Origin of the sequence: Gallaecimonas xiamenensis 3-C-1 (assembly GCF_000299915.1) — a bacterium.
Taxonomy (GTDB): Bacteria; Pseudomonadota; Gammaproteobacteria; order Enterobacterales; family Gallaecimonadaceae; genus Gallaecimonas; species Gallaecimonas xiamenensis.
The window spans coordinates 107315-131245 of sequence record NZ_AMRI01000007.1 but is presented as its reverse complement, the minus strand read 5'-3'; the positions used below and the strand labels follow the sequence as shown (position 1 = coordinate 131245).

Sequence of the window (23931 nt, the reverse complement as noted above, 5' to 3'; positions counted from 1 at the left end):
GGAGGCAAAAGCCAGAAGAGTTGATCTTGGTCTCTCTTTTGTCATCCAACTATGTTTAAAGTGACATCGAGGTGACACAGCACCTTATTTGGCAGTCAGTTAGGGAGAGCGCTATGGCTCCAGACGAAAAGAAAGTCTACATACTCGATACCAATATCCTGCTGCACGAACCCCTCGCTATCTACTCTTTCGACGAACACGACGTACTGATCCCGATGACGGTCCTAGAGGAGCTGGACAACATCAAGGACAGGCGCAGTGACATTTCCCGGGACGCCCGTGCCGCCATCAGGGCCCTGGACGAAGTCTTCAAGAACACCAGCCCGGAGGAGATCACCGCCGGTGTCCCCTTGCCCAGCACCGATCTGGAAGGCAACAGGGGCCACATCTCCATCTTTGCCGACCACGAGATCAAGGGCGAGCTGGCCCATGTGCCGGGCTCGGAGGCGGACAACAAGATCATCAACGCCGCTCTGCACCTGCAAAAGGAAAAGGCCCCCACCAAGGTGGTGCTGGTGACCAAAGACATCAACATGCGCCTCAAGGCCAAAGGGGCTGGGCTGCGCCATGTGGAGGACTACCGCACCGACCAGCTGGTGGACGACATCCGCTACCTGGCCAAGGGCTACCAGGAAGTGGAAGGGCGGCTTTGGGACAAGGTGGGTAAGGTGGAAAGCGAAACCCAGGGCCGGGATACGGTGCAGACCATAGCGGCCGGGGTGCTGGAAAACCTCTACACCAACGAGTACATCCTCGATGACAGCCACGAGTTTGCCGGCCGGGTGCTGTCCCACGGCGACAAGGAAGTGAAATTGCTGGACTTGGGCTTTGACCGGCTGATGGCCCAACACGCCTGGGGCATATCCCCCAAGAACATCTACCAGGGCCTGGCCCTGCACGCCCTGATGGACCCGAGCCTGGACCTGGTGATGCTGACCGGCCCGGCCGGCTCAGGTAAGACCCTGCTGGCTATGGCTGCCGCCCTGGAGCTGGTGATCGAGCGGGGCCTTTACGACAAGGTGATCGTCACCCGCAACACCCCGGAGATCGCCGAGAGCATCGGCTTTTTGCCGGGCACAGAGGAAGAAAAGATGCTGCCCTGGCTGGCAGCCATCACCGACACCCTGGAAGTGCTGCACGGCTCGGACGCCCACCCGTCCGGCAGCCTGCAATACATCATGGACAAGGCCAATATCCAGTTTAAGTCGGTCAACTTCATGCGGGGGCGCTCCATCCAGAACGCCATAGTGCTGATTGACGAGAGCCAAAACCTCACCGCCAGCCAGCTCAAAACCATCCTGACCCGCTGCGGTGAGGGCACCAAGATGATCTGCTCGGGCAACCTGGCGCAGATAGACTCCAACTACCTGAGCCCGGTGACCTCGGGGCTGACCTACATAGTGGAAAGGTTCAAGGACTTCCCGGGTTCGGCCAACGTCTACCTGGACGGGGTAGTGCGGTCGCGCCTGGCGTCTTTTGCGGAGGAGAATCTTTAGAGTTCGTCGTCTTGCTGGAGGCGGGCCTTGAGGGCCCGTCTTTTTTTGCGCTGCTGGCACAGTTCGATGACCTTGCGCTTTTCGGCGTCGCTCATCTGGTTCCAGCCGAAGCGTTCATCCCGGGAGCGCAGGCAACCCAGACAGTAGCCCCGGTTGTCTGTTTGGCAGACCCCGATGCAGGGGGAGGGGATGGCGAAGAATTCAAGCTGCTCCATGGCAGCAGCTTAGACGAAAAAAGGCCGGCTAAAAAGCCGACCTTTCTCGAAGGTGGTGCAGATGGGGAGACTTGAACTCCCACGACCGTTAAGTCACTAACACCTGAAGCTAGCGCGTCTACCAATTCCGCCACATCTGCAAATTGTCGGACCTTTTTAAGCCGCGTCCCAGGCTAAAAAAACCTCGGCTCACCGAGGTCTTAAAATTTGTGGTGCAGATGGGGAGACTTGAACTCCCACGACCGTTAAGTCACTAACACCTGAAGCTAGCGCGTCTACCAATTCCGCCACATCTGCACAAATTTTAGGTGGGAAGCTTTGCTTTCCACGGGGAGGCATTCTACCCATCCAGACTGCCTCGTCAACGGTTTTTTTAAAGCCCTTGGACTGTTTGCACGAAAGCTGAGCAGCGCCGGCGAAAAGGCAAAAAAAACCCCGGCCTAAGCGGGGTTTCTCGTATTTGGTGCAGATGGGTAGACTTGAACTCCCACGACCGTTAAGCCACTAACACCTGAAGCTAGCGCGTCTACCAATTCCGCCACATCTGCATGTGGAGCTGCATTCTATGGATGCAGCTCCAAAGGTCAAGCCCTTTTTAACGGCCGGAGCCCCGGCAGTAAAGCACCTTGAACTTATTGCTCTGGGCCAGGGTGTCCACCTTGTTGTTAAAACCGGCGGCCAGCAGCGGCTCGTAACGCAGGAAGCGGTTGGCTACCAGCACCAGATCGCCCCCCTGCACCAGCCGCTTGGGGGCCTCGGCCAGCAGCTGTTCGGTGGCGCTGTAATCGGTGCCGACCCCGGTATGGAAAGGGGGGTTGGTCACTATCTGGTGGAAGCGGCCGGTCAGGGCCGAGAGGCCGTCAGAAGGGGTGACCTTGGCGGTAACGCCGTTGGCGGCCAGGGTCAGCTCGGAGGCCTTGATGGCCAGGGCCGAGACGTCCAGCATCTCCACCTGGGCCTGGGGGGCTTTCTTGGCCAGATAGGTGCCGATGATGCCGGCGCCGCAGCCAAAGTCCAGCAGGCGGCCGGTCTTGATGCGGGGCAGGTTCTCCAACAGCAGGGCGGTGGCGTCGTCCAGCTCACCGTGGCTGAACACCCCGGGCAGGCTCACCACGGTCAGCTGCTCACCGGCCACGGTCAATTCAAAGCGCTGCTGGTAGTCTTCCAGGTTGAAGGCAGGAGCGGCCTGGGTCAGTACCACCTCAAAGAGGCTGCAATGGCGGGCGCTGTCGATTTTGACCGGCTCCCCATAGGGCTCCAGCAATTTCACGGCGGACTTGATGCCGGCCTTGTTTTCCCCGGCCAGCAGCAGCTTGCCGCCTACCGGCAACAGGGCCGCCATAGCTGCCAGCAGCATCCGTGCCTCGTCCTTGCTCTTGGGCATCACCAGCAGCGCCTGGTCCACCGTCAGGCCGGTGGGAGCAGGAGCGAACTGGGCCTTGTCGCCCAAGGCGCGCTGGGCCAGCTGCCAGGCGACAAAATCGGTGTGGTGGCTGTAAAGGTCGCCGTCCCATTCCTGGGCAAGTTGGTCCCTGGGAGACTGGCTGATAAGGAGGCTGCCCTCGGCGAGGTGGTCCTGGTTGCGAAGCAGAAGCTGGCTGATGTTATGAAGCATGGTGTGGGCCTTGGAAAACAAGCGGCCAGTATAGCACTGGCTATACTCAATTTGACCGTATTCCCGCCCCAGCCAGGGAGGCTTGCACTTCATGCCCAGGCGCTTGGCGCCCCCTTTCGTTTCCCGCCGCCAGGGAAACCGCAAACCCTACCTTAGCCTGCAAAGCAAGCTGCTGGTGCTGCTTGGCACCCTGTTGCTTGGGGGCGGGCTGCTTATCTGGCAACAGGGGGCTGGCCAACTCAAAGCCCAGCAGCATCAATTCCAGGCCAGCCGCAGCCAGGAGCTGCAACAACTGCTGCTAAGCCTGTTGGCCCAGGAGCGGCGCCATGCCGCCAGCCAGGTGGCAGCCCTGAGTCGCGACCAGCCGTTACTGCCGGAAGTGCTAGCGGCCAGGCTGTTGGCTCGCTGGCCAGTCTTGCAGCAAGACTGGCAATGGCGTGGGCTCAGGCTCAGTGAGCAGGGCCGGGAACTGGTATCCCTGGGAGAGGTGCCTCCCTGGCCTGACCGGGACAGAGGAGACCTTTCCCGGTTGTTTTGCCTCAATGCCTGCTACCAGCAGCTGTCATTGCAATTGACCGACAGTGTGCAGCTGGAGCTGACCTTGGGCCTGTCCGGGGTGTTGCAGCAGTTGCACCAGGGGTTAGGGTTGGATCTGGCGCTGCTGCGCCCCGGTCCGGGGCAGCGTCTTTGGGGCCTCGGCATAGCCCAGACCGCCACCAGGCCCGGCTTTGTCGGCCAGTTGGCGCGCCTGGACAAGGGCCAGCCTTTTCAGTCCCAGGTATTGGCAATTGACGACAGGCGCTGGCTGCTGTGGTGGCAGCCCCTGGAGGAGCTCTCTGCCGGCCTGGTGGTGGTAGCGGATATCAGCGAACTGGATGACAGCCTGCTGGGGCTTAGGAACCGGGCATTGCTGGCCTGGTGGGGCCTTGGCGGCCTGGTTTGCCTGCTACTTGGGATGGGGGGCTGGCGCCTGGCCGGGCGCTTGGAAGCGCAAATCCAGGCGCTACCGCACCTGGCCGAACGGCCCCAGCAGGCGCCACAGCCAGGTTCCGGCTGGCTATGGCGGGACCAACTCGATGATCTTGAAGAGGTAACCGCCGATCTGGCCCTGCACTTGGACAAGATGCAGGTTCAGGTGAAAGGGCAGCTGGAAATGCTCGAATATCGGCTGCGCTACGACCCCCTTACCGGCCTAGCCAACCGTGCCTATCTGGAAGAGAAGATTGCCCTGCTGCTGAGCCTGCTGGAAGGGGAGGAGCTGGCGGTCATCTTCGTGGACATCCAACAATTCAAAGCCGTTAACGACAGCCTGGGCTACGAGCAGGGGGATGTGCTGCTGAGAGAAGTGGCGGGGCGCCTCAGGGAGGCGGCCAAGGCTTGCCAGGGGCTTGGCCGTTTCAGTGGTGACAAGTTCGTGGTGCTGCTGAAATTCCGCGATCGGGCCAGGCTGCAGCTGCTGCTTGACCAGTTGCAATGGCAGCTGCAGGTGCCGGTGGCGCTGCCGGGCAGCCAATGCCAGGTGTCGGCGGTGCTGGGGGTTGCCTGCCTCAAGGACGCCGATCTTGGGCCTGGTGAGGCCCTGCGCCGGGCCGACCTGGCCCTGCACCATGCCAAAGAGCAGGGCTTGGCCCTGGGTTACTACAACCAGGCCATGCAGGACCGGCTGCAGGCGCGCCTGGCCCTGGAGCGGGACCTGATAGAAGCACTCAAGCTGCAACAGTTCGAGCTGTACCTGCAGCCCAAGTACCGGCTCGATGACGGGGAACTGGTGGGTTTCGAAGGCCTGATCCGCTGGCACCATCCCCGCAAGGGACTGGTCAGCCCCCAGGCCTTTATTCCCCAGCTTGAGGGTACCGACAGGATCATCGATCTGGGCTATTGGATCATCGAGGAGGCCCTGGCCATTCTCACCCGCCTGGAGGCGGCCGGTTTCGGTCATTGTCACCTGGCGGTCAACCTGGCCTGCCGCCAATTCTTGGACGCTTCCTTACCCACCTTTGTGTCTGCCGCCCTGCAACGGCACCAGCTCAGCCCCAGCCAACTGGAACTGGAGGTGACAGAGTCGAGCCTGGTGGATCACTTCGACAACGCCATGGCGTCCCTTAATGCCTTGAAGGCCTTGGGGGTCACCATCGCCATCGATGATTTTGGCACCGGATATTCGAGCCTGAGTTATCTGCGCCGCCTGCCCTTTGATGTAGTGAAAATTGACCGCAGTTTTGTGGCCAGCCTGGGAGACCCTGCCTCTGAACAGATCGTCACCAGCCTGGTGGACCTGGTGCACAACCTGGGGGGCCAAGTGGTAGCCGAGGGTATCGAAACCCGCCAGCAACTGCAGCAGCTGCAAGAGTTGGGCTGCGATCTGGGCCAGGGGTTGCTGTTGGGGCCTGCGGTGCCAGAGACCGAGTTGCTACGCCGCCAGGGGCCCAACCTGCTGGAGTGGCCTAGGGTAAGGGCGGCCAAGCCCAGGCAGGGTTCCAAGCCCTAAAAAAGTGCCCGGCAAAGCCGGGCAAAGGAGGACTACGGGCGGCGGCTGAGTCGCGCCGCCGCCAGGGGCTGCCGGTCATAACGGGCGGTGACCAGGCAAGCCCATACCCACCGGGCAGTTGCCGCCGGCCCAGGGTTGTCTGGGCGGCAACAGCCCGGCAAGAGGGGGCTGGCTGCGTTACCAGCGGCGCTTCTTATGGCCAGCAAGGGCGAAGTAAAGGATGAACAGGTAGCAGGGCAGCATCATCAGGTAGGCTTGCTGGTGGTCTGCCACATCGGACAGGTAGCCGTACAGCAGCGGCAGCAGGGCGCCGCCGGCAATACCCATGATCAGCAGCGCCGAGCCCTTGGCGGTAAATTTGCCAAGGCCGTCCAACGCCAGGGGCCAGATAGCCGGCCAAACCATGGCATTGGCAAAGCCCAGCAGTGCCACCAGGGCCACGGTGTTGGGCACGGTTGGCAGCCCCAACCAACCCCACAGGGTGTCAGACAGCCAGTGTTGCTCCGGGCTGCCCAGCACCACCGCCAGGCTCAACACCAACCCCAGCACCGCAGACAGGGTCAGGGCCAGGCTCTGCTTGAGTACCCTTGGGATCAAGACCAGCCCCAGCAGGTAGCCGATGACCATAAAGGCCATGGTGTAGGAGGTCAGGGAGGTGGCATTGGCAACCCCCAGCTCTGAGCCGAACAGGCCTATGGTGTCGGCGGCGATCACTTCCACCCCCACGTAGCAGAAGATGCCGACGGCCCCCAGTACCAGTTGCGGAAACTGCAAGACGGAGCGCTTGTCATCCTCTGTGTCATCGGCGTCGGTGTCCAGGGCCAGTTCCGGCAGGGGTGAGAAGACCATGGCGATGGTCAGCAGCACCATGGCCAGGGCCATGCCCAGGTAGGGCAGGATAAGGCCATGGGCCAGTTGTTCCACCTGGGCGGCCCGCTCGGCCGGGGCCAGGGTAGCCACCGTCTTGGCGGTAATGCCTTCAAAATCCCCCAGCACCAAGGCGGTGAACACCAAAGGCGCCACTACGCCGGCGCCCTTGTTCAGTAGGCCCATAATGGAGATGCGCACGGCGGCGCTTTCCTGGGGGCCTATGTGCACTATGTAGGGGTTGGAGGCGGTTTGCAGTATGGTCAGGCCGGTACCCACCACGAACTGGGACACCAGGAAGATGGCGAAGGTCTGGCTCATGGCCGCCGGTATAAAGCCAAGGCAACCAAGAGCAATCAGCCCCAGGCCCAGGGCCATGCCCTTCTTGTAGCCGGTGCGTTCCATGATCCAGGCCATGGGCAGGGCCGTTACCGTGTAGGCGATATAGAATGAGAAGGCCACGAACAGCGCCTGGGTGCTGGTCAGATCGCAGACGATCTGCAGGAAGGGGATCAGGGCTCCGTTCAGCCAGGTGACAAAGCCGAAGATAAAGAACAGAGTGCCAATGATTGCCATCGGCATCAGGCTGCTGCGTTGTTGTTGTGATGCACTCATTGTTGTATCCATCGGTTAGCTTCCTTCTTATCCCGGAGCCCTGGGCCCGGGTGGGCGTTATTGGGCCTGCAGGCAGGGTTGCCCGCCGATCCAGCTTTGTTTGACGGTAAGTTGTTCATCCAACAGCACCATGTCGGCCTTCATGCCCGGCATCAGCAGGCCCCGGGTCCCCAGTTCAAGGTACCGGGCCGGGGTGCGGCTGGCCATCACCAGGGCCTGTTCCAGGCTGGCCCCCATCTGCTGCTGGGCCTGGCGCACGGCGCTGGCCATATCCAAAGCCGAGCCGGCCAGGCGACCGTCGGCATCTGTCATGCGATCCCCGTCCCGATACAGGCTTTCGCCAAAGTAGCTGAAGCTGGCGCCATCGCTGCCGACGGCGGCCATGGCGTCGGTGACCAGCATCAGGCCGTCCGGACCCTTGGCCTTGAAAGCCAGACGGGCACAGGCCGGGTGCAGGTGGTGGCCATCTAAGATGATGCCGCACAGGGCGCTGTCGGATGCCAGGGCCGCCCCTACCATGTTGGGGGTCCGGGACCCCAGCTGCGACATGGCGTTGAAGAGGTGGGTAAAGCCGCTGGCGCCGGCCTCGAGGGCCCTTTGGGTGGTGTCGAAGTCGGCGTCGGAGTGGCCAAGGCAAACCTTGACCCCGGCCCTGACTAACTGGCGGATATCGTCTGGGTGGACGTTTTCCGGCGCCACTGTCACCAGGCGGATCCCCAAATCCTCCCGGCAGTAAAGGGCCATTTCCTCGGCGCTCAGGCGGCGGATATGTTCGGGCTTGTGGATGCCTTTTTTCGGCAGCGACAGGTGCGGCCCTTCAAAGTGGATACCCAGCACCCCCGGCAGGCCCTTGGCCAGGGCCTGGGCCATGGCGTCGGCGGCTTGCTGCATCTTGGCCAGGCTGTCGGTGATAAGGGTGGGCAGCATGGCGGTGGTACCAAAGCGGGCATGGGCCGCCACCATGGTGGCCAGGCTCTCGACGCTGGGGGCCTCGTTAAAGAGCACGCCGCCGCCACCGTTAACCTGGATGTCGATAAAGCCCGGCACCAGGATACCGTCCAGGAGCTCGGCGTTGTCCGAGTGGTCCAGGCCCATGGCCACGATGCGGTCGCCATTGAGGGTCAGGGTGCAGTCCTGGTGCCAGTGATGGCCGTCGAAAAGCTTGGCAACGCGGTAGCTGCTGACCATCAGAGGGTCCTCGTGACCTTGTTGAGGCCTACCGGCGCGTCGGGATTGAGGCCCATCTGCACCGCCACTTCGGCGATATCCAGGTAGAAACGTTGCAGCAGGCATAAAGGTGCCAATCTGGGGTGGACCTCGACAGCGTCCAGGCGCAGGGGAATGATCTTGGCGCCCCGGCTCTGTACGTCTTCAATCTGGCTGCGGTGGTTAAGAGCTGTCTCGTCTTCGATGTGCAGGTCAATCACGCTAAGGGGCCGGGACGCCAGAGTCACAGGGCCGTGCAGGAATTCGGCGCTGGAGAAGGCTTCGGCCTGGATGCCGCACACTTCCTTGAGTTTGAGCGCCACCTCGCGGCTGATGCCATAGCCAAGGCCTCGGCCCAGCACGATGCAATGACGCAGTGCTTGGAGGTGGTTGAGGGTCAGCTGGGGCTCGCCCTTGCAGACCTTGTCCAGGGCCTGGGGCAGTTTGTCCAGGGCTGCCAGCAGCGTCTTGTTGCGGGTCCAGGCGGCTACCAGTTGGGCCACTGCCGACAGGGTGCACAGATAGCTCTTGGTGGCGGCCACCGCCAGCTCTGGGCCGGCTTTGAGGGGCAATACGGCATCGGCCAGGGCCGCCAGGGGTGAGGCCTCGTCGTTGACCAGGGCCACCACAAAGGCACCGGCCTTCTTGGCCGTCTCGGCCTGGGCCAGGATGTCGGGGCTGCGGCCACTTTGGGAGATCACCAGTACCAGGGCACCATCCAGCTGCAGGGTGCGGCCATAAACGCTGGTTACCGAAGGGGCCGAGGCACAGACCGGCACCCCGGTCTCTATTTCAATCAGGTACTTGGCGTAAACGCCGGCGTGGTCGGAAGACCCCCGGCCCACCATCATCACCAGGTGCGGCTTAAGCTTGCGAATGCGCTCCCCCAGCATGGTGGCCAGGGTGGCGTTGTGGCTCAGTTGTTCGGCGATGCGCTGGGCGCTGTCGCGGGCTTCGGTGGCCATCAGGGTGGTCATGCTGCTTTTCCTCCTGCGTAGACCTGCTGGGCGAAGTAGACGGCGCCCATTTCCGGGGTTTGAAGGGCCGGGGCCAGCTTGGCGGCCACCTTGGGAGCCAGGTAGGGCTGCCAGAGCTGGGTCAGGCCCCCTATCATGGTCAGCCTGGGGCTGCCGACCCGGGTCAGTTGCTCGGCCATGGCGCTCAGGTAGGCGGCGCCGTCTTCGACAATCCGTTCGGCCACCCGATCGCCGGCCTGGGCCTGGGCGAACACCAGGGCGGCCAGCTTGGCAAAGGCCGCCGAGGCCTGGCCTGAATAGCTGTCCATCAGTGCCGTGCTGTCGGCGCATTGGGTTTCGGCCAGCACGGCGCCGGCCAGAGAGGTTTCTGGGCCCAGCCCGTCCAGGGCCAGCAGGGTGGCTTGCACTGCAGCTAGCCCCAGCCAGGCGCCGCTTGCTTTGTCACCCAGGGGAAAGCCGTGTCCGCCCAGAAATTGTTGTGCCTGCCCCACCTGGGCAAAGCCGCTGGAGCCGGTGCCGGTGATGATCACCGCCCCCTCTTCACCCTGGTGGGCACCGAGGCAAGCGATATGCAGGTCCGTGGTCAGGTAAAAGGCGCCGAAGGGATGGGCCCAGGCTTCCATCAGGCCCCTGGTTCTGGGGGCATTGATACCGGCAAGGCCGGCCCCCACTATCAGGTGACCCAGCAGGTTGGCCGACAGGCCGGCACTGGCCAAGGCCTGTTGGGCGCTGGCCACTATGGCACCCTGGGCCCTTTGAAGGCCCTGAACCGGGTTTGCCGGGCCAGCCAATCCTTCCCCCAGGATGCCATCGTTCTTGCTGTACAGCAGGGCGCGACACTTGCTGCCGCCGCCATCTATCCCCAGGAACAGGGGCTTTTCGTCAACTGACGTCATCCAACCAACCTCGTGTTATTCGCTGATCTCTATGGCGCGACCGGGGCGCCCTTGGCGGCTTTTCGCTCTGGTTTTAAAGGGGGCCTTGAGCGCCATGCCGGGGTGCCATTGTTGCCATTGGCTGGCGCCCTGGGGCAGCACTTCTATGGTCAGGCCCGGGTAGGGCAGGCGCAGGTGGTACTGGCCGTTTTCCTTCTGTACCCCCACCGGTGGTAGGCGGTAATGCAGTCCTTCCTTATCCCAACGGGGCAGCCATTTGCTGCCAAGGGTGGCGGCCAGGCGCTGCCAACCTTGGGCCTGGCCTGCCCAATCGGGCTGGGGGCCTTCCCATGGACTCTGGTGCCAGGCTTTTTCTGCCAACACCGCCAGGCGCGGTAACAGCCGGTACCAGGCCTGGGCCGGGCTACGCACTGTCTCCGTCCACAGTTGGCCCTGCAGGCCGAGGATGTTGGCCGGCTTTTCAAGGGGCCAATTGTCGGCCTGATAGGGGTTTTGCTGGCGGTCCTTGAACTGCTGGGCGTTGGCGGCCAACTGCCCCGGCATAAAACGGTACAGCTTGGTGTCGTCTATGTAGCGGCTGCCCCAGTAATAGCCAGGCTCCTGTGGGTCCGGCGCCTGGGGGAAGTCCAGGTAGGTCAGGTCCGGGAAGGAATAGACCACCTCAAAGCCCTGGTTGGCCATCTGGTGGGCCACCTTCTCGCCGCCCCAGAACAGCGGGGTCCAGACGTTGGATTGCACCTTGCCGGGCAGGGTCTTGGGATCCACCCGTTCCAGGCCGTCGCTCCAGGCCGCTGCTTCGATACCAAGGTCATGGAGCTGGCCTATGACCTTGCCCAGAAAGTAGGGCAGCAGGTCATGCTGGTCTTTGATTTCGCCGTTGGCGATCAGCGCCTTACAGGCCGGCGAGTCATGCCAGGCTCCAGCGGTTTCGTCGGCGCCGATGTGGTAGCGCTTGAGGGGCACCCCGGCCTGCTGGTGCATGGCCTGCACGGCACTGAACACCCGCTGGGTAAAGGCATAGGTACTGTCGATGCAGGGGTTTAAGGTGTTGTCGTCGTAATATTGGATGGACTGGTAGCGGGAGCCGTTGGCCGGCTCTACCAGGCGGTATTGGCCGGCGCCGGCCATGTTGTCGGCGCTGAGCCGCCGGAAGCGTACTTCCATGGCGCGGATGGCGGCGCGGCTGTGGCCGGGCATGTCCAAGGAGGGGATAACCTCGATATGGTGGGCCTGGGCGGCGCGCAATAGGTCCTGGTAGTCGGCCGGGGTTAGAAAGCCGTCGCGGCCGGCGCCATCAGGGCCTGCGCCCAGTTGCGGCTGCAGGCAGCGCTCTTCTTGGGGGTCATGGCAACGCTTGCTGGCCATCCGGGTCAGTTCTGGCAAGCCGGGAATGGCCAGGCGCCAACCCTCGTCGTCGGCCAGGTGCAGGTGCAGTTTGTTGAGCTTGAGGGCGCCCATCTCGTCGATCAGTTGCAGCACGAAGTCTTTGCCCAGGAAGTTGCGGGCCAGATCCAGATGCAGGCCCCTGAAAGGGTAGCGGGGGCTGTCGTCTATGGTCACTTTCGGCAACTGGCTGCCGTCGAAGAGCTGGGTCAGGGTCACCAGGGCGTAGTAGGCGCCGGCATCGTCGCTGGCGGTAATGGCTACTCCTTTATCTTCGACCTTGAGCCGGTAGGACTCGGCCGGGCCTTGCTGGCGGCTGATGCTGACCGCCAGGCCGTTAGGGGACAGGGGCAATCCCAGCTTGGGCAGCTTAAAACCTGGGGCCTTGAGGGCAAAGGCGGTGGCTTTTACCTCGCCGAGTTGGCGGCTCAGGGATTTGGGCTCAGGCAGCACCGCCTCCAGTGGCGCCGGGGCCGCAGCGGGGTAGCGGCTGAAATACCACTGGCCGTCCGCTACCGGGGTGTGATCGTCGGCGGTACGCAGGTGCGGTATATCGCCTTTGACAAAGGGCAACTCGTCCTTGGGCAGGACAGCATCGGCCGGGGGCTGGGTAGCCTTGACCACTACCGCTTTCAACCCGGGCGCGGCCAGGTAGAAGTTGGGCAGGGTGTCGGTGTAACCCAGCTGCCAGAAGTTGGCACGCCAGTCGATGCTCAGGGGCTGGCCCTTTTCAAAGGGGACTTTGGCGGTCAGTTGGTGCAGATCGCCGTTCTGGTGGTTGATACGCAGGCTATCACTCTTAAAGGACTGCACCGGGTTGACCAGCCCAAGGTAAAGCTGCCAGTCGGTATCGACCTGGTCGTAGGGCAGGGTCAGGGTCAGTCGCACTTCATAGCAGTGGCCGTCGCCAAAGGCCGGATCGCAGGGCTCCCCTTGCAGGGCGCGCAGTATCTCGTACCTGACATCCAGGTTGTTGGCCATGCGCTCAAGGCCGGTCTGGTCCAGTGCCTGCGCCGCCAGGGGCAGCAGGCCCAGCAGGGAAATAAGGGCTTTCATCGATAAATCCATCTGCAAGAACCCGGGCCCTTGGGCCCGGGTGGGTCAGGTTAGAAGCTGTAGTTCAGGCCCACATAGAAGCGGCGACCGTTGCTGTAAAGCTTGGACGGTGCTGACTTGTCGATGTGGTACTGCTCTATCTCTTCGTCGGTGATGTTGATGGCTTCGGCGGTCAGTTCCAGGTTTTCCATGACCTTGACGCCGATACGGCCGTCCAGTTGGGCGTAGTCGTCGGTATAGACTTCGGCGCCGTACTCGCTGATGCCGTCGTAGTACTCGGTACGGTAGTTGTAGGCCAGGCGGGCGCTCAACCAGTCGTTCTCGTAGTAGCCGGTAAGGTTGGCCATGTGCTTGGAGGCGCCCAGGGTCAAGCCGGAACCGGGGTTGTTGAAGGCATCGCGCTCTTCATTGGAGTCGGCGTCGGTGTAGGTGTAGTTGGCCATCAGGCCGAAGTTGCCAAACTCCTGCTGGTAGGTCAGTTCCAGGCCCTTGACCTCGCTGCCGGCGCCGTTGACCGGCTTGGTGCGGTTGAGGGTGACGTACTCACCGGCCTGCTCGTCATAGGCCTGCACTTCGCTCACCTCATACTTCACCAGGCCTTCGATGTCCTTGTAGAAGAAGGTGGCAGCCAGCATGCCGGTGTCGTCGAAATACCACTCGTAGGCGATGTCGTACTGGTTGGCCCGGATCGGATCCAGGTAGGGGTTACCCAGGGCGGCGTTACCGGTGGGGATGTTGGTGGACTCGTGGTTGGCGATGTCCTTGTAATCCGGGCGGGACATGACCCGGGCTGCGGTAAAGCGCAGCAGGGTGTCGTCGCTCAAATCGAAGATCAGGTTCAGGTTGGGCAGGATGTCTTCATAGTCATGCTTGGCCGTTTCCTGATGCACATCCCAGTTGCCGTTGGGGTCCACGGCCAGGGCCAGTAGCTGGTAGTCCGGCAGCAGGCTGATGGCGGCGGCGGTAGCATCACCGTTCCACTTATAACCGGTGGATTCCACTTCGGTTTTCACAAAGCGCAGGCCGATGTCACCACGGAAACCGTCGCCTTGGAAGTCGCCCTTGGCATAGGCGGCGTAGATCTTCTCGTTGACCTGCCAGGTATCGGCCAGGAACAGGAAGGTGGCGGTGGGGCTGGCATAAGCGGCATTGGGGTAGGCGATGGCAGCCCCTTTACCCAGGTCCAGCAACGGGTAATAGGCGGTGGAACCGCCGCCGACGAAATCGGCCAGGGTGTAGCCTGAGCCGTCCCAACCCAGCACGTCGGCGCCCCAGGAGCCTTCACCGGGTTTCAGATCGCCATAAGGGCCGTTTGCCGGGTCGTTATGCTGGGAGTCGGCTGTCCAGTGGAAGCGAGTACCGCTCTGGCGCTGGCTCTTGTCGTGGTCGCGGTAGTAAACCCCGGTTTTGATGTCGGTAAAGACACCGGTGCTGACCGGGAATTCGAAGTCCAGGCCGCCGTAGTTTTCCTCGTCTTCCATCACCCTGGCCCCTTCCTGCATCCAGTCGAAGGGACGGGCCAGCAGCATGTCACGGCTTTCGGTGTTGGTGGCATCCACGTAGTCGGTGTGGTTAAGGCCAGCAAAATCCACATGGTCCATGACCCGGGAGAACTGGTAGTGGCGGTCACGGCTGGTACCGCCTTCGGCCTCGGTGTGGCCGGCGCGCATGGTCACCTTGAAGCTGTCGGCGCTGTAGCTGCCGTCAAAGTCATAGGACTTGGAGTCGGAATAGGACACCCGGTCTATGACATAGAGCTGGGAGGTGGCGTCGTAGGCGGTGCCGGCAATGACGTTATTGCCGCTGAAAGTGGCACTGGCCGGGTCGAAGTTTTCGTTGAGGAAGGTGTAGAGGTTGTGGTTGGTGTTGTTGGCGTCGAGCTTGGTATCCAGCACGTTCAGGGTTAGGTCCCAGGCGTCGGCCGGGCGCCACTGAATGGAGGCAAAACCGGTCTTACGTTCCCGCTCCTGGCTGAAATGGGCATCACCGATAACGCGCGGATACCAATAGTCGTCGCTTTGATCGTTGGGGGTGCCGTTGTCGGCGGCAACAAAGCCGAGGGCTTCCTTACCTTCACGGACCAAGGTGCGGTCTTGCTTGGTCAGGGCCACCAGGAAGCCGAAGGTTTCGTCTTCGTTCTTCCAGGAATAGAGGCCGGATATCTGCGGATCCCATTCTTCGGAATTATCGGAATATTGTTCTTCAAAGCTCAGCTTGAGGGTGTTGGCGTCCAGCTGCAGGGGCTTGAAGGTCTTCAGGTAAACGGTGCCGCCCAGAGATCCTTCCTGTACGTCGGCCTGGGGACTCTTGTAGACCTCCAGGGAGGACACCAGGTTGGAGGGCAGCAGGGTGAAGTTGAAGGCGCGGGACGGGTTGTCCAGCACGAACCAGTCGGCTGACGCCACGGCGGCGCCGTTGAGCAGGGTCCGGTTCTGGGAGGGGTCGGTACCCCGTACGGCGATTTTTTCCCCTTCACCGAAGTCGCGGGTCACGGACACGCCGGTGATGCGGGACAGGGAATCTGCGACGTTCTTGTCCGGGAACTTGCCGATATCTTCGGAAGTGATGGCGTCGACGACGGCAGTGCTGAAGCGTTTGGTGTTGACCGAGGCTTTCATACTGGCGCGGATGCCGGTGACTTCGATGCGCTCGATATCGTCGGTTTCGGTCGCGGCGGCGGGCGCTGTGCTGGTGGCCGGAGTGGTATCGGCGGCCCAGCTGGGCAGGGCAACTGCGCCTCCGACTATCAAGGCGAATTTCACAGCAAGAGCGCACGAGCTCAGTTTGCGATTTTCCATGGGAGTTCCATCCTGATGTCTTGGTTTTCTGCTTCGGCTCCTTACTGCTGGAGCTCTGTTATCGATATGACAGCGTTGTCATCCGTTTGTCACGCTAGCCAAATTGTGAACAAGTTGCAAACGGTTTTTTACGTAAAGATGACCTTGATCTCAGCATCAAGGCCGGTCTGGATGGAGGGTCAGGCGGGGCGGGCGGTGGAATCGCGTTTCAGTAATTTAGGCTTGAATATCAGTTGGTTATCTTTGGCGTCCCCACGCAGGCTGGCCAGCAGCAGCTCGGCGGCGCGGCGTGCTATCAGGCTGTTGGGCTGCTGGGCCGTGGTCAGGGGCGGCCAGGTTTGGCGGGAAAAGGGCGAGTCTTCGAAGCCGGCAATGGCGATGTCTTCGGGGACCCTGACTCCTTCGAGGCGGCAGGCAAAGAGGGCGCCGGCCGCTATCTCGTCATTGGCCGCCACTATGGCGGTGGGCCTGGGGGTCTGGGCCAGTACCTGGCGGGCATTGGCTACCCCGGAATCAAAGGCATAGCGGCCAGGCAAGATGGCCGCCTGGGCCGGGTCCAGGCCAAATTGGCGCAGGGCTTCTTCAAAGCCGCTTTGGCGCTCGGCGGTGGAGTGGTGGATGGTGTCACCGCAGAAAAAGGCCAGTTGCTGGTGGCCTTGCTCCAGCAAATGCCGGGTCACCTCCAAGGCGGCGCCGTGGTCGTCCACCATGACGCAGGGGCTGAGTTGGTCCGGTGCCTTGCTGCCGGAGATGATGCGCACGAAGGGGATCTCCAGATCCTTAAGGGTATGGAGCACTTCCGGCAGCTCCGACAGGGGCGGGGTCAACACAACCCCGGCCAGACGGGCCCTTTTGACGGTGGCGGTCAGCTCTTCGACGATATGGCCGGTAAAGGCGTCGCAGGGGTGGATCAACAACTCATAGCCATGTTCGCGGCAGGCGGCCAAGAGGCCGTTTTGCATGTCGATGACATAGTAGGCGTTGGGGTTGTCGTAGAGGTAACCGATGTTAAAGGACTTGAAACCGGCCAGGCTGCGGGCCGCCTGGTTGGGTTGGTAGTCCAGTTGCCGGGCCGCTTCCATGACCTTGGCCACCGTTTCTTCCCTGACCTTGGGTTCGCGGTTGATGACCCTGGATACGGTTTTGATGGACACCCCGGCCAGGCGGGCAACGTCATTGATGGTGGCTGTCTTCAAGATGCTGAGCTTAAGGTTGGCTTGGCACTCAGTTAACACCAACAAGTGCAAAGTCTCAACCCAGTTGGGGGCGGCAAGTCGCTGATCGCAGGGGCTTTGAAGGTGAGGGAACGCTTATCTACTACGCTTTGAATACTGAGCCTGGGAACATTCCGCTATGGCAAGAATGCTTTGGGCCCTGCTCTTTTTCTGCAGCTGCGCCCTGGCCCAGGGCAGTTACTGGCAGCTGGACATCAAGGGTGCCATAGGCCCCGGTACCGCCGATTATCTAGCTGGCCAACTGCGTGAGGCCGGGCAACAACAGCCGGCCCCGGTTTTGGTGCTGGTCACCCTGGACACGCCAGGGGGCCTGGCTTCCGCCACCCATGATATCAACCAGGCCATATTGGCCAGCCCTGTACCTGTGGTTATCTACGTAGCACCCCAGGGGGCCAGGGCCGCCTCTGCCGGTACCTTCATGCTCTATGCCAGCCATGTAGCCGCCATGGCTCCGGCTACCCATTTGGGGGCGGCCAGCCCGGTACAGTTGACCGGTGGGGGCGCCAAGGAAAAGGACGATACCGACGACAATCAAAAGACCCTGGCCCGCAAACAGATGAACGATGCCGTAGCGGATATCCGCGCCCTGGCCGAGCTCAGGGGCCGCAACGGCGACTGGGGCGAGTCGGCGGTGAGAGACGCGGCAACCCTGACCGCCAGCCAGGCCCTGGCCAAGGGGGTGATAGAGCTTGTCGCCAAGGATGAAGCAGAACTGCTGGCCAAGCTCGATGGCCGTGAAGTAGAGACCACAGCCGGTAAGTGGCGAATGGCTACCCAGGGCCTGGTGGCCGAGCGCCGTACCCCGGACTGGCGCCAGCGCTTCATCATGGTCATAACCGACCCCAATATCGCCTACATACTGATGCTGCTTGGGGTTTATGGCCTGTTGCTGGAGTTCTACAGCCCCGGCTTTGGGGTGTCCGGCACCATAGGGGTTATCTGCCTGTTACTGGCGCTGCTGGCCTTCCAGATGCTGCCCATCAGCTACGCCGGCCTGGCTTTGATACTGGTGGGGCTGGCCCTGCTAAGCGCCGAGGCCCTGGTGCCCAGTTTCGGCATCCTGGGGGCAGGGGGGCTGGTGGCCTTCCTGCTGGGGTCGGTGCTGTTGTTTGAAAGCCCGGATAAGGCCTTTCGGGTGGCCTGGCCGGTGATCGCCGCCTTTGCCCTGTTGTCACTGCTGTTCCTGCTGGTGGTGGCAAGGATGCTGCTCAAGTTGCGCCACCGCCCGCCAGCGTCGGGGGACGACATGCTGCTTGGCCTTCAAGGTGAGTGCTTAAAGGCCTTTACCGGTGAAGGCCAGGTCAGGGTGCAGGGGGAGATTTGGACGGCCACCTGCGACCAGCCCCTGGCTGCCGGCCAGTGGGTGCGGGTGCAGGCCGTCGAGGGGCTGACCTTGAAGGTTCAGCCATTACCACAAGAGGAGCGCAAGCCATGATACCCCTTGCCTATTTTCCGCTGCTGTTGTTTGTCCTGCTGCTGTTCATCATCGCCAGCATGTTTCGCATCCTGCGCGAATACGAAAGGGCGGTGGTGTTCCTGCTGGGGCGCTTTTACAAGGTGAAGGGGCCCGGGCTCATCATCATAGTGCCCTTTGTGCAGCAGATGGTGCGGGTAGACCTTCGTACCCTGACCATGGACGTGCCGACCCAGGACGTTATCTCCAGGGACAACGTCACCATCAGGGTCAACGCCGTCATCTACTTTCGGGTGGTGGACCCGCAAAAGGCCATCATCAACGTGGAAAACTACCTGGAGGCTACCAGCCAACTGGCTCAGACCACCTTGCGCTCGGTGCTTGGCCAGCACGAATTGGACGAGCTGCTGGCGGAACGGGAAACCCTCAATGCCGACCTGCAGCGCATCCTCGATACCAGCACCGACGCCTGGGGCATCAAGGTCAGTAATGTGGAGATAAAGCACGTGGACCTGGATGACTCCATGATCAGGGCCATCGCCCGCCAGGCAGAGGCGGAAAGGGTGCGCCGAGCCAAGGTGATCCATGCCAGCGGTGAGCTCGAAGCGTCCAAGAAGTTGCTGGAGGCCGCCCAGGTGTTGGCCCAGCAGCCCCAGGCCATACAGTTGCGTTACCTACAGACCCTGACCGAGATCTCCGGCGAGAATAATTCCACCATCATCTTCCCCCTGCCCATGGAGCTGATGCAGGTCTTTGCCCGCCATAAAGGGGATTGAGCCCCAGTTGGGCTTTGGCTAGGCTGGGGCTTTTGTGCGGAGCCGCCCATGGAAGCCTTGCTAAGCCGTTTGGGGATCGCCTTTAACAAGGTGGAGCACCCACCCTTGCCCGACTGCCAGGCCGCTGACCGCTTTGGCCTGGCCAGGCCGGGCCAGCGCATCAAGAACCTCTTCTTGCGGGACAACTACGGCCGTCAGCATATCTTGCTGCTCACCACCCCAGACAAACAGGTGGACCTAAAGGCCCTGTCCCGCCAAAGCGGTTTGTCGCGGCTGGGCTTCGCATCTGCAGAGCGTCTTGAACGTTACCTGGGGGTGGCGCCGGGGGCTGTGTCCTTGCTGGCCTTGGCCCAAGCCCCGCAAGGCACCGTTGCCCTCTGGATAGATGAAGCCCTTTGGCAGGGCCAGGACTTTCAATGCCACCCCCTGGTCAGCCACCAGACCCTGGTGATCCCCAAGACCGGAGTGGAGCGCTTTTGCGACCATCTTGGCATCATCCCCAAAGTGCTGGCGGTGCCCAGCCGTTAGAGCCAATGCTCCGGGCGCTGCTGGGCCTTGGCCAGCAGCCAGTTGCGCAGGTAACAGGCCTGCCGCAAGGGCAGGTAGGGCAGGGTCAGGTGCCCCGCCGCCGTGGTCAGCGCCAGGGTAGCGTAACCCCGGGTCCTTTGCCCTGGGCTTTGCACCAGTTTTACGCCCTGCACCTTATGGGGCAGCAGTAGCCAAAAATGCTGGCTCCATAGGCCCCGGCGCACCCAGAGCCTGTCCTCGTCCAGCTGCCAGCCACAACCCAGCCAATAAAGATAAACCCAGCACCAGGGGGCCAGCCCCAGCAGCAGGGCGCCCCAGCCCAGCTCTATGGCGCTGCCTGCCCCCAGCAACAGGGCCGGCAATGCCGTCCACAGCAATAAGCGGCCAAGGTAATAGGCAGGCGGGCGGCAAAAGGCCCCTTGCGGCAGCCGCTGGGCGCCGGCCAGGGCCAGTAGCTCGGGTAATTCCGCAGTTCTTAGGGCCGGGGCCAGCAGTTTTTGGCTTGGTTCCTGGCCTTGCTTGGTGTTGCCGTCCCTGACCGGATGCAGGCTTAGCTGCCAACGGCCAAAGAGCCGGTCCAGCAGGTTGCGGCGCAGCTCCAGCCATTGCAGCCGCCTGTGTTCCATGGCCAGTTGCCGGTGGTTAAGCAGGCCGCCGCTTTGCAGCAACTTGCCTTGTTGGCGCTCAAGGCGATAGGGGTGGTAGATCAGCACCGCAGCCAGCATGGAGAGCGCCGTCAACACCAGTACCAGCACAATAAAACCCACCAGGTAGGCAAAGGGCCCCCAAGTGTCCAAGTTGCTGTCCAGCAACCAGTCGAGCTGGTCGGCCAGGTTGTCGTAGAAGGGAGCCATTACCACCAACAGCCAGGCCAGATGGTTATGGCAAAGGCCGAACAGCAATAGGTCACCGATACTGCGGGTCAGCAGGGGCGGCTCGGCTTCGTGGGCCTCTGTGTCTACTTCAGACTGGGCCGCCAGCAGCATGGCTTTGACGGCCTTGACCTCGTCTTCGCGCAAGGCCGCCAGCTTGGCTTCCTGGCCGCTGGCACCGGCAGTCTCGATATGCAGGTTAAATAGCCCCAAGGGCTTGAAGTAGAGAGGCTGGCTGACCTCAATGTTCTGAACCCTTTCGGCCGGGATCTCCAGGTGCTTACGGAAAAACCAGCCCTGGGTGATTTCCAGGCGGCCGGGCTTGAGCTGATAGAGAAAGCGCCACCAGCTGACCAGGGCCCCCAGGCCCATGCCAAAAGGCGCCACCAGGATAAGTACCAGCAGCGCCGTGCTGATATCGAACTTACCCATGTAAACGCCGCCGGCCAGGGCCGCCGGTATGGCCTGGGCCCATTGGCGCAGCTGACCCAGCAGGAAAAACAAGATGCCCCAGGGGGACAGGCGCCGCCATTCAGTCATGCCGGTCTATCCGGGCCAGCAACCATTGGCGCAGGCGCTGGGCCTCTGCTTCTTCGAGGCCGGGGATCACCAATTCGGCACTGGACGATCCGGCAGAAAAGAGGTTCAGGGTGGCCAGGCCCAGGTGCCGCTCCCAGGGCCCCTGCTCTATGGCGATATGCTGGATACGGCAATAGGACAGGGCGGTCTGGGCCCGCCAAATAACCCCGCCAAGGCTTTGGATGTCCCGTTCCCGCACCAGGTAGCCAAAGGTAATGGCCAGCCGATGGCGGTGCAGGCAAAGCAGGCCCCCCAGCAATAGCGCCGCCGGCAGGCTCAGTGCCAGTAGCCAACCATGTCCCACCAGCACGGGCAAGGCCAGGGCGGCCAGCAACAGGACCAGGGCAAACAGCAGTGCCTTGGCCAGTTCCTGGCGAGGGTACTTGGGGGACAACGGCTGCCATTCCAGGGCATCCGCCTGGGGCAGGGACTCGACAATATGATTATGGAACATAGGGTTATCCCTGGGTCACCAAAGGTCATTGTGGCAGACCGCAAAGGGATGGCAAGGGCACAGAATGTAAGGGGTTTTGTCTAGCAGGACCTGGACCAGGCAAAGGCGGGATAAAAGAAAACCCAGCCGAGGCTGGGTTTCTAATATGGTGCCTCGAGCCGCAATGGAACGGGGCCGCCGAGGTGGGGCCGCCGAGGCCAGCGGCAGAGTGTCGCCGATAGCAAAAAGCCCCGGTCTTGCGACCAGGGCCTTTGCTTTAAATGGTGCCTCGAGCCGGACCAAAATGCCCGGAGCATTTTGGGACATCGCTGGCGATGGCCCCAAGGGGCAGGTCCAGGGAAGGGCCTGGCAATCGAACTTGTTCGATGACGGCCTAAAAAAGAAAACCCAGCCGAGGCTGGGTTTCTAATATGGTGCCTCGAGCCGGAATCGAACCAGCGACACGCGGATTTTCAATCCGCTGCTCTACCAACTGAGCTATCGAGGCAAATTTTAAGTGGTGCCGGCTGCAGGAGTCGAACCCGCGACCTACTGATTACAAGTCAGTTGCTCTACCAACTGAGCTAAGCCGGCAACCTAAACTGGCTTTGTGATTCAGGAATTTATCGCAAATTCTGAATCGGGTAAATGGTGTTTTGGCACCGGTTTCCGATGACTTGTCGCCATCCTGAAACACTGAAATATGGTGCCTCGAGCCGGAATCGAACCAGCGACACGCGGATTTTCAATCCGCTGCTCTACCAACTGAGCTATCGAGGCAAATTTTAAGTGGTGCCGGCTGCAGGAGTCGAACCCGCGACCTACTGATTACAAGTCAGTTGCTCTACCAACTGAGCTAAGCCGGCAACCTAAACTGGCTTTGTGATTCAGGAATTTATCGCAAATTCTGAATCGGGTAAATGGTGTTTTGGCACCGGTTTCCGATGACTTGTCGCCATCCTGAAACACTGAAATATGGTGCCTCGAGCCGGAATCGAACCAGCGACACGCGGATTTTCAATCCGCTGCTCTACCAACTGAGCTATCGAGGCGACGGGCGCTAATTAAATAGATCTTTGGGGGGCAAGTCAACCAGCCGGAAGGGGGTTTTGCACTCCCTTCCGACTGTTTGCTCAAAGCCTGTACAAAATCAGGCGTTGGGTGGGGTGTAACCCTCGATTTGCGGGTCCTTGCCCTCGAAAAGGAAGTCGCTCATGGCCCCTTCCAGGAACTTGCGATGCTCGGCATCCATCATGTTCAGCTTCTTTTCGTTGATGAGCATGGTCTGCTTTTTCTGCCAAAGGCCCCAGGCTTCTTTGGAGATGCTATCGAAGATGCGCTTGCCCAGCTCACCGGGGTAGAGCTGGAAGTCCAGGCCCTCGGCTTCTTTGTTGAGATGGACACAAAATACGGTGCGGCTCATTGGCTTTCCTCGGTTTTCAAAAGGCTCAGCAATTTGCTGGTGGGGGCGGCCAGGCCCACGGCCGGTGGCTGGGCCAAGTTATACCAAAGGCCGCCATCGGCTTCCATGACGCTGCCCGGCAGTTCCTCCACATCCAGTAGCACGGGGCTGATATCCAGGTGGAAATGGCTAAAGGTGTGGCGAAAGGGGCTGAGATCCTGCCGGCGGTTGGCCACCAACTGCTGTTGGTCAAGCCAGGGGCCGATATCGGTCACCTCGGGTGGGCAGTAGAGGCCGCCCCACAGACCGCTGGGTGGCCTTTGTTGCAAGAAGACGCAGCCGTCCCTGCGCAGCAGCAAAAAGGTGGCGCTGCGCACCGGCAGGGTTTTCTTGGGCTTTTTGCCGGGATAGTCGCTTTGGCGGCCCACCTTATAGGCGCCGCAATCTCCGGCAACCGGACACTGCTGGCAGCTGGGGCGTGATCGGGTACAGATCATCGCCCCCAAGTCCATCATCGCCTGGTTATAGGCGCTCACTTCCCGGCTGGGGGTAAAGCCCTCGGCGATGTCCCACAGCCGGTCATGGACCTTCTTGTTGCCGGGCCAACCGTCCACCTGCTGGTGGCGGGCCAGCACCCTTTTGACGTTGCCGTCCAGAATGGCGTGGTCCTGGCCCAGGGACAGGGACAACACCGCCCCAGCGGTGGAGCGGCCCACCCCGGGCAGGGCTTCAACCTCTTCGATGCGCTCGGGGAAGCGGCCACCATGCTGGTCGCGAATATGCTGGGCGGCCTTATGAAGGTTGCGGGCCCGGGCGTAATAGCCGAGGCCGGTCCAGTGGTGCAGCACCTCGTCCTGGTCGGCATCGGCCAGGGCCTGCACGTCGGGAAAGCGCGCCATAAAGCGCTCGAAATAGGGAATGACGGTGGCCACCTGGGTCTGTTGCAGCATGATTTCCGACACCCAAACCTTGTAGGGCGTCTTGTGCTGCTGCCAGGGCAGGGTCTTGCGGCCATGTTGGTGGTACCAGTCCACCACCCGCTGGGCAAAGGTCATGGCTATTCTTCTTTGTGGAAATAGG

The 23931-nt window shown here is 61.7% G+C and carries 18 protein-coding genes and 8 tRNA genes; 5 read left to right on the top strand and 21 right to left on the bottom strand.

Features of this window, described 5'->3' with window-relative positions:
* Positions 1-113 precede the first annotated feature (113 nt).
* Positions 114-1496: a PhoH family protein gene (locus B3C1_RS06655; RefSeq protein ID WP_008483735.1), complete on the top strand. Its 1383-nt coding sequence runs from the start codon at positions 114-116 to the stop codon at positions 1494-1496.
* On the opposite strand, the gene B3C1_RS06650 is transcribed toward B3C1_RS06655, so the two are convergent.
* From B3C1_RS06650 to B3C1_RS06630, 5 genes are all read right to left on the bottom strand, one after another.
* A complete protein-coding gene (locus B3C1_RS06650) occupies positions 1493-1711 on the bottom strand; it encodes a DUF1289 domain-containing protein (RefSeq protein WP_008483733.1) in 219 nt (72 codons plus the stop codon). The genes B3C1_RS06655 and B3C1_RS06650 overlap by 4 nt on opposite strands.
* 53 nt (positions 1712-1764) lie before the next feature.
* Positions 1765-1851: transfer RNA gene (locus B3C1_RS06645), tRNA-Leu, on the bottom strand.
* 70 nt (positions 1852-1921) lie between these two features.
* A tRNA-Leu gene (locus B3C1_RS06640) sits at positions 1922-2008 on the bottom strand.
* Between the two features lie 164 nt (positions 2009-2172).
* Positions 2173-2259: transfer RNA gene (locus tag B3C1_RS06635), tRNA-Leu, on the bottom strand.
* A 47-nt stretch (positions 2260-2306) separates the two neighbouring features.
* Entirely contained in the window at positions 2307-3326 is a 1020-nt protein-coding gene (locus tag B3C1_RS06630) for a methyltransferase (RefSeq protein ID WP_035481353.1), read from the bottom strand.
* A 91-nt stretch (positions 3327-3417) separates the two neighbouring features.
* On the opposite strand from B3C1_RS06630, the gene B3C1_RS19315 reads away from it, so the two are divergent.
* Positions 3418-5814 (top strand): putative bifunctional diguanylate cyclase/phosphodiesterase, encoded by a 2397-nt coding sequence (locus B3C1_RS19315; RefSeq protein ID WP_008483731.1) that lies wholly within the window; start codon positions 3418-3420, stop codon positions 5812-5814.
* Positions 5815-5991: 177 nt separating this feature from the next.
* Here B3C1_RS19315 and B3C1_RS06620 read toward each other — a convergent pair whose 3' ends face one another.
* From B3C1_RS06620 to B3C1_RS06590, 7 genes are all read right to left on the bottom strand, one after another.
* Entirely contained in the window at positions 5992-7296 is a 1305-nt protein-coding gene (locus B3C1_RS06620; protein WP_237750978.1) for a sugar MFS transporter, read from the bottom strand.
* A 57-nt stretch (positions 7297-7353) separates the two neighbouring features.
* Complete coding sequence (nagA, locus tag B3C1_RS06615; RefSeq protein ID WP_008483729.1) at positions 7354-8484, bottom strand: N-acetylglucosamine-6-phosphate deacetylase; 1131 nt, start codon at positions 8482-8484, stop codon at positions 7354-7356.
* Positions 8484-9479, bottom strand: a complete 996-nt coding sequence (gene nagB-II, locus B3C1_RS06610; RefSeq protein ID WP_008483728.1) for a glucosamine-6-phosphate deaminase NagB-II — start codon at positions 9477-9479, stop codon at positions 8484-8486. The genes nagA and nagB-II overlap by 1 nt, the downstream gene beginning before the upstream one ends.
* The gene (nagK, locus tag B3C1_RS06605) at positions 9476-10375 is read right to left on the bottom strand and encodes an N-acetylglucosamine kinase (protein ID WP_008483727.1); all 900 of its coding nucleotides are present in this window, start codon (positions 10373-10375) and stop codon (positions 9476-9478) included. The genes nagB-II and nagK overlap by 4 nt, the downstream gene beginning before the upstream one ends.
* 15 nt (positions 10376-10390) lie before the next feature.
* Positions 10391-12814, bottom strand: a complete 2424-nt coding sequence (locus tag B3C1_RS06600; RefSeq protein ID WP_008483726.1) for a family 20 glycosylhydrolase — start codon at positions 12812-12814, stop codon at positions 10391-10393.
* A gap of 50 nt (positions 12815-12864) precedes the next feature.
* Entirely contained in the window at positions 12865-15612 is a 2748-nt protein-coding gene (locus tag B3C1_RS06595) for a TonB-dependent receptor (protein WP_008483724.1), read from the bottom strand.
* A 179-nt stretch (positions 15613-15791) separates the two neighbouring features.
* Positions 15792-16808 (bottom strand): LacI family DNA-binding transcriptional regulator, encoded by a 1017-nt coding sequence (locus B3C1_RS06590; RefSeq protein WP_192813351.1) that lies wholly within the window; start codon positions 16806-16808, stop codon positions 15792-15794.
* Between the two features lie 157 nt (positions 16809-16965).
* Between B3C1_RS06590 and B3C1_RS06585 the strand changes: the two genes are divergently transcribed.
* Genes B3C1_RS06585 through B3C1_RS06575 form a run of 3 tightly spaced genes read left to right on the top strand, consistent with a single transcriptional unit; the run spans position 16966 to position 19565 of the window.
* Positions 16966-18282: an NfeD family protein gene (locus B3C1_RS06585; RefSeq protein ID WP_237750977.1), complete on the top strand. Its 1317-nt coding sequence runs from the start codon at positions 16966-16968 to the stop codon at positions 18280-18282.
* Positions 18279-19037: a slipin family protein gene (locus B3C1_RS06580; RefSeq protein ID WP_008483721.1), complete on the top strand. Its 759-nt coding sequence runs from the start codon at positions 18279-18281 to the stop codon at positions 19035-19037. The genes B3C1_RS06585 and B3C1_RS06580 overlap by 4 nt, the downstream gene beginning before the upstream one ends.
* 48 nt (positions 19038-19085) lie before the next feature.
* Positions 19086-19565: a prolyl-tRNA synthetase associated domain-containing protein gene (locus B3C1_RS06575; protein ID WP_008483720.1), complete on the top strand. Its 480-nt coding sequence runs from the start codon at positions 19086-19088 to the stop codon at positions 19563-19565.
* Here the strand turns inward: B3C1_RS06575 and B3C1_RS06570 are convergent.
* From B3C1_RS06570 to mutY, 9 genes are all read right to left on the bottom strand, one after another.
* The gene (locus B3C1_RS06570; protein ID WP_008483719.1) at positions 19562-20977 is read right to left on the bottom strand and encodes a PH domain-containing protein; all 1416 of its coding nucleotides are present in this window, start codon (positions 20975-20977) and stop codon (positions 19562-19564) included. The two genes, B3C1_RS06575 and B3C1_RS06570, sit on opposite strands and share 4 nt — an antisense overlap.
* Positions 20970-21470, bottom strand: coding sequence for a PH domain-containing protein (locus tag B3C1_RS06565; protein WP_008483718.1), 501 nt, complete (start codon positions 21468-21470; stop codon positions 20970-20972). Before B3C1_RS06565 ends, B3C1_RS06570 begins: the two co-directional genes overlap by 8 nt.
* 411 nt (positions 21471-21881) lie before the next feature.
* A tRNA-Phe gene (locus B3C1_RS06555) sits at positions 21882-21957 on the bottom strand.
* A 10-nt stretch (positions 21958-21967) separates the two neighbouring features.
* A tRNA-Thr gene (locus B3C1_RS06550) sits at positions 21968-22043 on the bottom strand.
* Between the two features lie 110 nt (positions 22044-22153).
* Positions 22154-22229, bottom strand: a tRNA-Phe gene (locus B3C1_RS06545).
* Positions 22230-22239: 10 nt separating this feature from the next.
* A tRNA-Thr gene (locus B3C1_RS06540) sits at positions 22240-22315 on the bottom strand.
* Between the two features lie 110 nt (positions 22316-22425).
* A tRNA-Phe gene (locus B3C1_RS06535) sits at positions 22426-22501 on the bottom strand.
* A 98-nt stretch (positions 22502-22599) separates the two neighbouring features.
* A complete protein-coding gene (locus tag B3C1_RS06530; protein WP_008483716.1) occupies positions 22600-22872 on the bottom strand; it encodes an oxidative damage protection protein in 273 nt (90 codons plus the stop codon).
* Positions 22869-23906, bottom strand: a complete 1038-nt coding sequence (mutY, locus tag B3C1_RS06525; protein WP_008483714.1) for an A/G-specific adenine glycosylase — start codon at positions 23904-23906, stop codon at positions 22869-22871. Before mutY ends, B3C1_RS06530 begins: the two co-directional genes overlap by 4 nt.
* Between the last annotated feature and the right edge of the window lie 25 nt (positions 23907-23931).

What these genes read in the sequence shown, in the direction of transcription:
- B3C1_RS06655 (WP_008483735.1), top strand. Translation starts at nt 114, where the DNA reads ATGGCTCCAGACGAAAAGAAAGTCTACATACTCGATACCAATATCCTG.
- B3C1_RS06650 (WP_008483733.1), bottom strand. Translation starts at nt 1,711, where the DNA reads ATGGAGCAGCTTGAATTCTTCGCCATCCCCTCCCCCTGCATCGGGGTC.
- B3C1_RS06630 (WP_035481353.1), bottom strand. Translation starts at nt 3,326, where the DNA reads ATGCTTCATAACATCAGCCAGCTTCTGCTTCGCAACCAGGACCACCTC.
- B3C1_RS19315 (WP_008483731.1), top strand. Translation starts at nt 3,418, where the DNA reads ATGCCCAGGCGCTTGGCGCCCCCTTTCGTTTCCCGCCGCCAGGGAAAC.
- B3C1_RS06620 (WP_237750978.1), bottom strand. Translation starts at nt 7,296, where the DNA reads ATGAGTGCATCACAACAACAACGCAGCAGCCTGATGCCGATGGCAATC.
- nagA (WP_008483729.1), bottom strand. Translation starts at nt 8,484, where the DNA reads ATGGTCAGCAGCTACCGCGTTGCCAAGCTTTTCGACGGCCATCACTGG.
- nagB-II (WP_008483728.1), bottom strand. Translation starts at nt 9,479, where the DNA reads ATGACCACCCTGATGGCCACCGAAGCCCGCGACAGCGCCCAGCGCATC.
- nagK (WP_008483727.1), bottom strand. Translation starts at nt 10,375, where the DNA reads ATGACGTCAGTTGACGAAAAGCCCCTGTTCCTGGGGATAGATGGCGGC.
- B3C1_RS06600 (WP_008483726.1), bottom strand. Translation starts at nt 12,814, where the DNA reads ATGAAAGCCCTTATTTCCCTGCTGGGCCTGCTGCCCCTGGCGGCGCAG.
- B3C1_RS06595 (WP_008483724.1), bottom strand. Translation starts at nt 15,612, where the DNA reads ATGGAAAATCGCAAACTGAGCTCGTGCGCTCTTGCTGTGAAATTCGCC.
- B3C1_RS06585 (WP_237750977.1), top strand. Translation starts at nt 16,966, where the DNA reads ATGGCAAGAATGCTTTGGGCCCTGCTCTTTTTCTGCAGCTGCGCCCTG.
- B3C1_RS06580 (WP_008483721.1), top strand. Translation starts at nt 18,279, where the DNA reads ATGATACCCCTTGCCTATTTTCCGCTGCTGTTGTTTGTCCTGCTGCTG.
- B3C1_RS06575 (WP_008483720.1), top strand. Translation starts at nt 19,086, where the DNA reads ATGGAAGCCTTGCTAAGCCGTTTGGGGATCGCCTTTAACAAGGTGGAG.
- B3C1_RS06570 (WP_008483719.1), bottom strand. Translation starts at nt 20,977, where the DNA reads ATGACTGAATGGCGGCGCCTGTCCCCCTGGGGCATCTTGTTTTTCCTG.
- B3C1_RS06565 (WP_008483718.1), bottom strand. Translation starts at nt 21,470, where the DNA reads ATGTTCCATAATCATATTGTCGAGTCCCTGCCCCAGGCGGATGCCCTG.
- B3C1_RS06530 (WP_008483716.1), bottom strand. Translation starts at nt 22,872, where the DNA reads ATGAGCCGCACCGTATTTTGTGTCCATCTCAACAAAGAAGCCGAGGGC.
- mutY (WP_008483714.1), bottom strand. Translation starts at nt 23,906, where the DNA reads ATGACCTTTGCCCAGCGGGTGGTGGACTGGTACCACCAACATGGCCGC.